This is a genomic window from Streptomyces virginiae (assembly GCF_040638905.1).
GTDB lineage: Bacteria > Actinomycetota > Actinomycetes > Streptomycetales > Streptomycetaceae > Streptomyces > Streptomyces virginiae_B.
This window is the reverse complement of the sequence record NZ_JBEZYV010000042.1, coordinates 44,435-52,536: the sequence shown is the minus strand read 5'-3', so window position 1 is coordinate 52,536 and position 8,102 is coordinate 44,435. Positions and strand designations below refer to the sequence as shown.

7 protein-coding genes are annotated in these 8,102 nt (G+C 70.9%); 2 read left to right on the top strand and 5 right to left on the bottom strand.

The window, feature by feature from the left end:
• The 4 genes from AB0F82_RS34060 to AB0F82_RS34045 form a co-directional block, all read right to left on the bottom strand.
• A partial coding sequence (locus tag AB0F82_RS34060) for a DEAD/DEAH box helicase (RefSeq protein ID WP_362634669.1) occupies positions 1 to 485 on the bottom strand: 485 nt, incomplete at its 3' end.
• Positions 486 to 791: 306 nt separating this feature from the next.
• On the bottom strand, positions 792 to 995 hold the full coding sequence (locus AB0F82_RS34055) for a cold-shock protein (protein ID WP_356813423.1): 204 nt from the start codon (positions 993 to 995) through the stop codon (positions 792 to 794).
• Positions 996 to 1,409: 414 nt separating this feature from the next.
• Positions 1,410 to 3,029, bottom strand: a complete 1,620-nt coding sequence (locus tag AB0F82_RS34050; RefSeq protein WP_362634666.1) for an alpha/beta fold hydrolase — start codon at positions 3,027 to 3,029, stop codon at positions 1,410 to 1,412.
• A gap of 12 nt (positions 3,030 to 3,041) precedes the next feature.
• A complete protein-coding gene (locus AB0F82_RS34045) occupies positions 3,042 to 4,643 on the bottom strand; it encodes an alpha/beta fold hydrolase (RefSeq protein ID WP_362634665.1) in 1,602 nt (533 codons plus the stop codon).
• Positions 4,644 to 5,158: 515 nt separating this feature from the next.
• Here AB0F82_RS34045 and AB0F82_RS34040 point away from each other — a divergent pair.
• Both AB0F82_RS34040 and AB0F82_RS34035 read left to right on the top strand, forming a co-directional pair.
• Entirely contained in the window at positions 5,159 to 5,677 is a 519-nt protein-coding gene (locus AB0F82_RS34040) for a DUF4436 family protein (RefSeq protein WP_362634677.1), read from the top strand.
• Positions 5,678 to 5,683: 6 nt separating this feature from the next.
• Positions 5,684 to 6,754, top strand: a complete 1,071-nt coding sequence (locus tag AB0F82_RS34035) for a polyphosphate kinase 2 family protein (protein ID WP_362634663.1) — start codon at positions 5,684 to 5,686, stop codon at positions 6,752 to 6,754.
• Positions 6,755 to 6,882: 128 nt separating this feature from the next.
• On the opposite strand, the gene AB0F82_RS34030 is transcribed toward AB0F82_RS34035, so the two are convergent.
• On the bottom strand, positions 6,883 to 8,082 hold the full coding sequence (locus tag AB0F82_RS34030) for a S8 family peptidase (RefSeq protein WP_362634660.1): 1,200 nt from the start codon (positions 8,080 to 8,082) through the stop codon (positions 6,883 to 6,885).
• Positions 8,083 to 8,102 lie beyond the last annotated feature (20 nt).

Genomic DNA, 8,102 nt, shown 5'->3' with positions numbered 1-8,102 from the left:
AGGACCAGCGCCAGGGGCTGGCGCGGCTCTGCGCGCCGTCCGGCGGTACGGGCCAGGAGGGCCAGGCCGAAGGCCAGGGTCTTGCCGGAGCCGGTACGTCCTCGGCCGAGGACGTCACGGCCGGCGAGGGAGTTCGGCAGGGTCGCGCCCTGGATCGGGAACGGCACCGACAGCCCCTGGGCCCCGAGCGCGGCCAGCAGCTCGGCGGACATGTCGAGATCGGCGAACGCCTCGACGGCGGGCAGCGCGGGAGTGATCGTCTTGGGCAGGGCGAACTCACCGCCCACCGCGGCGGGCCGCCGGCCGTAGCCGCCGCCCGAGCGGCTCGGGCCCCCCGAACGGCTCGGTGCGGACGAACGGCTCGGGGCGGACGAACCGAAGCGGCTGCCCCGGCCCGAACCGGAGCCGGACGCGGAGTCGAACGCGGCGCCGCCGCTGCGGCCTCGGGTACGGGAAGAACGGTTGTTCGTACGTGTGGGGTTCATGCAGAACCTTCCTTGATACGGCACGCATCAAGGAATTCCCTCCACGGAAGAACATCGCGGGGAATCACGAGAACGAGCCGAAATGAATTGCGACAGCCGACGTGAGCGCGGAGAATCCGTGCCGGCACAATCGCTGAAACAGGTGATGTCTCCGGAAGCAGATCCGGAAAAACAACGGGGGCGGCGCAGAGGCGGCGGCATCCCCGAAATGCTACGTTCTCGCAGGTCGAACCACTGCGGAAATACGTGCAGCTGGGGCCCGCACCCCGAGGGATGCGGGCCCCAGCTACGAAGCACGCGTCAGCGTCAGGCGAGAACGATGTTCTCGGCCGTCGGGCCCTTCTGACCCTGCGCGATGTCGAAGTTGACCTTCTGGCCCTCGTTCAGCTCACGGAAGCCCTGGGCGGCGATGTTCGAGAAGTGGGCGAACACGTCGGGGCCGCCACCGTCCTGCTCGATGAAGCCGAAACCCTTGGCCGCGTTGAACCACTTCACTGTGCCTGTAGCCATGTCATATCTCCTTTGGGGCAGTACAACGGCGTCCGCACCGTGCGAACACCGTGTCGCCGCGATGATGCCCCACCGGAAAATGACCGGAAATACGAAGCGCCCCCTGCGGCGCGATGGCCGGCCGGAGACGCCTGAAGTTTTTGGGTACCAAAACTGCAACCGAGATCGACAGTAGCACGTCATGGACGGTTGCGTACGACCGAGAATTACAGCAGCGGGCGGAGCCCAGAAAATCTCCCTGCGGGATCCGCTCAATTCTCAGAGCGCGAGCACAGATATTCTTTCGCCCCGGCGCGGCCGATTCCGGCCGCCCGTACGCGGCCGGCCGCGTACGGGCGGCCGCGAACACCTGGGGGCGAGAGCAGGATTCTGCCGGGACCGTCGGACAGGGCCGGACAGGCCCACAGGGCCGGATCAGGGGGCGATCTCGAACTCGGGTGCCTTCAGGTTCTTCAGGCATGCGGTGTCCGGTGCCGCAGGGTTGTCGAAGAACGACACGGCGATCTCCTGCGCGCACTTCGACGTCGCGAACACCACGTGCGGCTCGTACGGGACCGTGACGGCCTTGGCCTTGCCCAGCGTACTGGCGACGTACTCACCGTTGTCCGCACCGGTCTGGGAGTCGAAACCGCCCGACAGGGCGAGGGTCGGGACGTCGCCGCGCGTGGCGTCACGGATGGAGCGTGGCGCCGCCGGGACGTTCCAGACGTCGCAGTCCGGACGGAGGAAGGTGAGCTGCGGCGCCTGTGCCTGCACCGAGGGCGGGAAGGACGGGAAGGTCTCCTGGCCGCCCCGGAGCGCCTGCTCCTGGGTCTCGTACGGCGTCCACTCACTGCAGAAGACGCCGTAGACGAGACCGTGCGCGATCCTGCCCATGGCCTGGGGGCTGAGCTTGCCGCCCGCCCACTGCTGGGCGATCCGCTGCGGCTTGCCGTTCGCCAGCTCGTCGAGGGCGGCAGGTACCTGGGGCGCCACGTGGGTGGCCGAGGTCATCCAGTTCACCAGGGCTCCGCCGTCGAGTACGACCTTCACCGGCTTGTCGCTCCCGGGGAGCGTGACGGTGGTGGTGACCGGCTCGGCCTCGAGTTGGCGGACGAGCCTGTCGAAGGTCGCCGACAGGTTCGGATAGCGCTTGTTGCACGCCGGCTGGTCCGCGCAGGCCTTGAACAGGCCGTCGAATCCCTGCTTGGCGCTGCTCCAGGTCGCCGCCGAGCCGGCCCTGGACGGCGGGAGGATGCCGTCGATGCCCACCGAGCGGAGTCCTTCGGGGTGCAGGCGCATGTAGACCAGGGCCAGGTGGGTGCCGTAGGAGATGCCGTAGAGGTTCCACCTCTCGATGCCCAGCGTCTTGCGCAGGTCCTCGTAGTCGGCGGCGCTCTCGATGTCGTTGTAGGCGCTGAGGTCGATCCCGCGGGCCGCGAGCTGGTCGCGGCAGGCCTTCGTGGCCTCGACGTGCAGGCGCTCGGTGGCCGGGGCGTCGTACGGCAGGCCGACCGCGCGTGCGTTGAACTCGTCGATGTTGGGGCACAGGAGGTTCGGGTCGGCCGAGTACGTCCCGCGCTGGGACATGAAGATCACGTCGCGGTCTCGGTTCAGGCCACCGTCGATCGCCATCTTCGCCTCCCCCACCGCGTCGTCCCCGGGGCCGCCCGCGAGCCAGACGATGGGGTCGGCCTTCGGTGCGTCGGTCGCCGCCGGGACGATCGCGACGCCGAGCCGGATCGAGCGGCTGTCGGGCTTCCCCCGGTTCTCGGGCACGGTGAGCGTTCCGCAGCGGGCCCCTTCGAGGGCCTCGATCGGTTCCGGTGTCTTCGGGCAGGGGCCCGGTTCGAAGGCGGCGTCACCCACGGTCCGGGCGACGGTGCCGGTCGGCGCTCCGGGGGTGGGGTCGGGGCCGGTGCCGGGGCTGCTCTGCGCCCGGGCGGGCGCCGCGAGCAAGCCCGCGACGAGGAGGGCGGCCGCGAGGCCGGCCGACGACGTAGCCAGGAGCCTTCCGGCGGAGCGGGGACGGCGGGGCGCACGGGCGTGGGTCATCTGCCCTCCCGGTCATTCGGGAATGATCGTGAACGGTTTGGGCTCCACGTCGTCCACGCAGCTGGTGTCGGGCGGGGCGGTCGGATGAGCGAAGAACGAGGCCAGGACACTCTGCGCGCAGGGCGACTGCGGGACCACCCAGTGGCCGATTCCGGGGACAAGCACGGAGGTTGAACGGGACAGGTTGCGGGCCACGTCCTTCGCCCAGCTCGCCCCCGTCTTCACGTCGAACGTGCCGGAGATGACGAGCGCGGGCACCGAGCTGACCGTGGGCACCCGCTGGGCGGCCGCGCGGTCCGCGACGTCCCAGGTCCGGCACGCCGGGTACTGGAAGGGAAGTTGCGGCACCTGGGCGAGGACCGTGTCCGGCCACTCGGGATAGACCTTGCGACCGGCGTTCAGCACGTCGGTCTCCGAGAACCCCGGCGCCCACTCGCCGCACACCACGGACTGCGTCAGGCCGTGTGCGAACTCGCCGGTCTTCTGGACCGATCCGGCCGCGCGGGCCTTCGCGAAGCGCTCCGGGTTGCCGGCCGCGAGCTCGTCGAGCGCCGCCGGCAGGTCCTCGGGCCGGGGGGAGAAGGCGACGATCAGGTTCAGGAGGGCACCGCCGTCGAGGACGACCGTGACGGGCTCGCCCCCGCCGGGCGGCTCGACGTTCAGCGTCAGGGGACGGGCCTCCAGCCGGCGCACCTGTTCGGTCAGCATCCGGCGGAAGTCCGGGTAACGGTCCTTGCAGGCGGGCTGTGCCGCGCACGCCTCGATGATGTTGTCGATGCCCTCGGCCGTGCTGGCCCATGTCCACGGCAGGGTCACGTGTTGGGGAGGCGTGATCGAGTCGATCGCGAACGCGCGGATGCCCTCGGGGTGCAGGCGCAGGTACGTGAGGGCCAGGTTGCTGCCGTACGAGTAGCCGTAGACGTTCCACTGACGCAGTTTCAGCGCCTTGCGCAGGTCGGCGAAGTCGGCGGCGTTCTCCGTGGTGTTGTAGGCGCTCAGGTCGACGCCCTGGGCCGTGAGGCGGCCGCGGCAGTCCTTGACGGCTTTCAGCATGAGCTGTTCGGCCTGGTCCGAGTCGTAGCCGAGGCCGACGGCCTGCTCGTTGAAGCGGTCGACCTCCGGGCAGGCGAGGTTCGGCTGGTCGTAGAGGTTGCCGCGCTGGGCCATGATGATCAGGTCGCGGTCCTTGTTCAGGCCGGAGTCGACGAGGAAGGGAATGTCGTCGAAGGTGTCGGCGCCGGGGCCGCCCGCCATGAACACCACGGGGACCTGTGCGGGCTTCGCCGGGTGGAGGGCCGGAATGACGGCGACGGCCAGTTTGATGGTCCGGCCGCCTGGGCGGGAGCGGTTCTCGGGGACCTCCAGATGGCCGCAGAGTGCGTCGCCCAGGGCCTCGATGGGCTCGGGCGGCTTCGGGCAGGGGCCGGGCACGAAACGGGCCGCGGCCGCCTGGCCGGGGCCGGGGGACCGCGAGTCCGATGGCGGGGTACCGCCGGGCGCGGGGGCCTCGGTTGTGGGCGCACCGCCCGTGGCGCCGCCGGGTACGGGGCCGAACGCGGTCAGGCAGACCAGTGCGGCCGCGGCGGTCACCGCGTGGATGGTGTGCTTCGGCATGGGTTTCGTTCCTCTGCCATCATCGACGGCCGACCTGCTGGGCAAGGCCGCAGCGGTTGGGGCGGAACGCTCGGTCTCGACGCTACCGGCTGCACCGTACGCCCGCACGTGGAGCGGATCAGCGACCCCGGAGCGGTGTCCGGCGGCCGGCGCCGGCACACCCGCCCGGGTACGGCGGACCGCCGGCCCGGTCGACGAGGACCGGTCGACGAGGACCGTACGGCGGCGGCGTCGAGCCGAACGGCCCCGTCGCGGTGCTGATCGTGGTGGCGGTGGCCGTGGGGTCGTGGCTGCAGCTCACCGAGCGGCAGGCGATCGACACCGTCCGCAGGGTGGGATCGAACAGCGCCGGACCGGGTGGACGTCGGGCGACCGTCCAACGCGTCGACGCCGCGGCCAGGAAGCTCGTGCTGCGGGTCGGGCGCCCCGGCCGGGCCGGACCACCGAGGCGACCGTCGGCGACCTGTCGTTCCGGGCGCACGAACGGCGTGCGGCGAAGGACGTGAAGGTCGTCACTGGAGTCGGTCCGGTCGGGCAGCCGGTTCTGCTTCGCGGTCCTCATGACGGTCGTGATGTGGGCGCTTGCGGCGTCCGTACTCACCGGGACCTGGTACCTGGCGTCCCGCGGTGAGGGCCTGGTCCGGCCCGCCCCGGACTGGAGGGCCGCAACCCTGCTCGCCCTCGCGGCCTTCCGGAACACCGCACCCGGCTCACCTCCTATCGGGTGCGTGCTGGACCGGCTCGCCTTCCTGTGGGCCGAGACCGTCACCGCCCTCTGCGGGACCGCCCCGGTCCTCCCCGGCGCCCGCGCCACGCTCCGGCCGGACGACGAGACGACGGACGGCGAACCGGAGGACCGGAACGGGCGACGGGACGGGCGAGGGCGCGGGCGCATGCCCGGTGCCGGCGGGACGGGCGATCTTGGCCCGGCGAGCAGACAATGGGCACGAGGCGCCCGGCGCGGTGGAGGTCCCGGGCGGGGGCGGGCGCTCGACGCCGCCCGCCGCCATGCCGCGGGTCCAGCGAAGGACTGATGGGTGATGTCGGACGAGAGAGCCGAACGCATCGCGGATTTCATCGAGCCGCTGCGGGTGAAGCCGGGGTCGCACGTGCGCCTCGACCGCGACTTCGATCCCCGCTTCAAGGCCGGCCTGAAGAAGCGGGACGGCGCCGAGCTGCTGCGCAGCGGGGTGTCGTTGCTGGCCGAGTACCAGGACCGGCTGGCCGCCCAGGACACGTACGGCGTGCTGATGTGCCTCCAGGCCATCGACGCCGGGGGCAAGGACGGGACGATCCGTCACGTGATGAGCGGCGTCAACCCCCAGGGCGTGCGGGTCAGCAGCTTCAAGGTGCCCTCCGCCGAGGAGCTCGACCACGACTACCTGTGGCGGTACGCCCGGCGGCTGCCGGCTCGCGGCGAGATCGCCATCTTCAACCGCTCGCACTACGAGGAGGTCCTCGTCGTACGGGTGCACCCCGACAACCTGGTCCGGCAGAAGCTGCCCGAGGAAGCCTGTGGGCCGGACGTGTGGGACCGCCGCTACCGGGAGATCAACCGGTGGGAGCACTACCTCACGGACAACGGGTTCAAGGTGGTGAAGATCTTCCTCAACCTGTCACAGGAGGAGCAGCGCGCCCGCTTCCTCCAACGGATCGACCGGCCGGAGAAGAACTGGAAGTTCTCCGCGGCCGACGTGCGGGAGCGGCGCCGGTGGGACGACTACCAGCACGCGTTCTCCGCGATGCTGTCGGCCACCAGCACGCAGTGGGCGCCGTGGTACGTCGTGCCGGCGGACCGGAAGTGGTTCGCGCGGATCTGTGCGGCGGCCGTCCTCGCGCACACCCTGATGGACATCGATCCCCAGTACCCCGACGTGGGGGAAGAGGCGCGCAGGGCCCTCCTGGTCACCCGCCGCGAGCTGGAACGGGAAGCCCCCGCCGGCGCCCCGGCCGATCCGCACGCCAACTCCGACTCTGACTCCGACTCCGAGTCCGACTCCGAGTCCGACTCCGACTCCGACTCCGAGTCCGACTCCGACTCTGACTCTGAGTCCGACTCCGTCGTCCGGCGGCGCGGGAAGAAGAAGCACGGGAAGAGCAAGCGCGGCTGAGGCCGCAGGCACGAAGGCGACGTCGTGCTCATCGCCGCCGGGGACGGGGGCGGACGGGCTGATCGTTCGACGCCGAGGAGCGGCCCTCCGCAGTGCGGAGAGCCGCTCCCGACGGGTCTGCCGAAACGTTACGGCGCGACCTTCAGCAACTTGTTCGCGGTGCCGGAGGACGGGTTCTTGATGGCTCCCTTCGTCGCGGACCCGGTCAGCGCGGCGGCCGTGGCGGCCGGCGTCGCGGACGGGTTGGCCGCCAGGTACAGGGCTGCGGCGCCCGCCACGTGCGGGGAGGCCATCGAGGTCCCGGAGATCGTCTTGACCCCGGTGTCACTGTCATTCCAGGCCGACGTGATCTCCGATCCCGGTGCGTAGAGGTCCACCACCGAGCCGAAGTTCGAGAAGTCCGACTGCTGGTCGCCCTCGGTGCTGGACGCGACCGTGAGGGCCTCGGGCACCCGGGAGGGGGAGCCCTGGCCGGCGTCGGAGGACTCGTTGCCGGCCGCCACCGCGAAGGTCACACCGGCGTCGATGGCCCGCTTGACCGCCGCGTCCAGCGCCTCGTCCACGCCGCCGCCGAGGCTCATGTTGGCGACCGACGGGCCGGAGTGGTTCTTCGTCACCCAGTCGATGCCCGCCACGACCTGCTCGGTGGTGCCCGAGCCGTTGTCGTCCAGCACCCGCACCGCGACGATCTTGGCCTTCTTGGCGACGCCGTGAGCGGTGCCGGCGATGGTGCCCGCCACGTGCGTCCCGTGGCCGTTGCCGTCGTCGGCGGTCTCGTCGTTGTCGATCGCGTCGAAACCGTGAGCGGCACGGCCGCCGAAGTCCTTGTGCGAGATGCGGACTCCGGTGTCGATGACGTACGCCGTCACCCCCTCGCCGCCGCCGTCGGGGTACGTGTACTTCTGGTCGCCGGCCGTGGCGGCCTGGTCGATCCGGTCCAGGCCCCAGGACGGGGGCTTCTCCTGGGTCTCCTTGATGGTGAAGCGCTTGTTCTGCACGACCGTTCCGACGGCCGGGTCCGCGGCGAGCCGCTTGGCCTCCTTCGCGGTCAGGCCGGACGCGGAGAAGCCGTTGACCTTGGAGCCGTAGGAGCGCTCCAGCTTGCCTCCGTACTTCTTCGCCAGGTCCTCCTTGTTCGCGGACGCGTCGAGGATGACGACGAAGCTGCCGTCCACGGCGCCTTGGACACCGAGGCCGTGCACGATCCCTTCGGCCGGTTCGGCCGCCCCCGCGAGGGGGCTCGCGAACAGGGCCGCCGCGACCGCTGTCGCGGCTCCCGCGGCTATGGCCGTGTAGCGAAGGGCGTTGGATCGCTTGTGAGTTGCCATGTAGAGGGTTCTCCTCGTGT

Excerpts from the sequence above, each read along its gene's own strand:
- AB0F82_RS34055 (WP_356813423.1), bottom strand. The coding sequence starts at position 995 with ATGGCTACAGGCACAGTGAAGTGGTTCAACGCGGCCAAGGGTTTCGGC.
- AB0F82_RS34050 (WP_362634666.1), bottom strand. The coding sequence starts at position 3,029 with ATGACCCACGCCCGTGCGCCCCGCCGTCCCCGCTCCGCCGGAAGGCTC.
- AB0F82_RS34045 (WP_362634665.1), bottom strand. The coding sequence starts at position 4,643 with ATGCCGAAGCACACCATCCACGCGGTGACCGCCGCGGCCGCACTGGTC.
- AB0F82_RS34035 (WP_362634663.1), top strand. The coding sequence starts at position 5,684 with ATGTCGGACGAGAGAGCCGAACGCATCGCGGATTTCATCGAGCCGCTG.
- AB0F82_RS34030 (WP_362634660.1), bottom strand. The coding sequence starts at position 8,082 with ATGGCAACTCACAAGCGATCCAACGCCCTTCGCTACACGGCCATAGCC.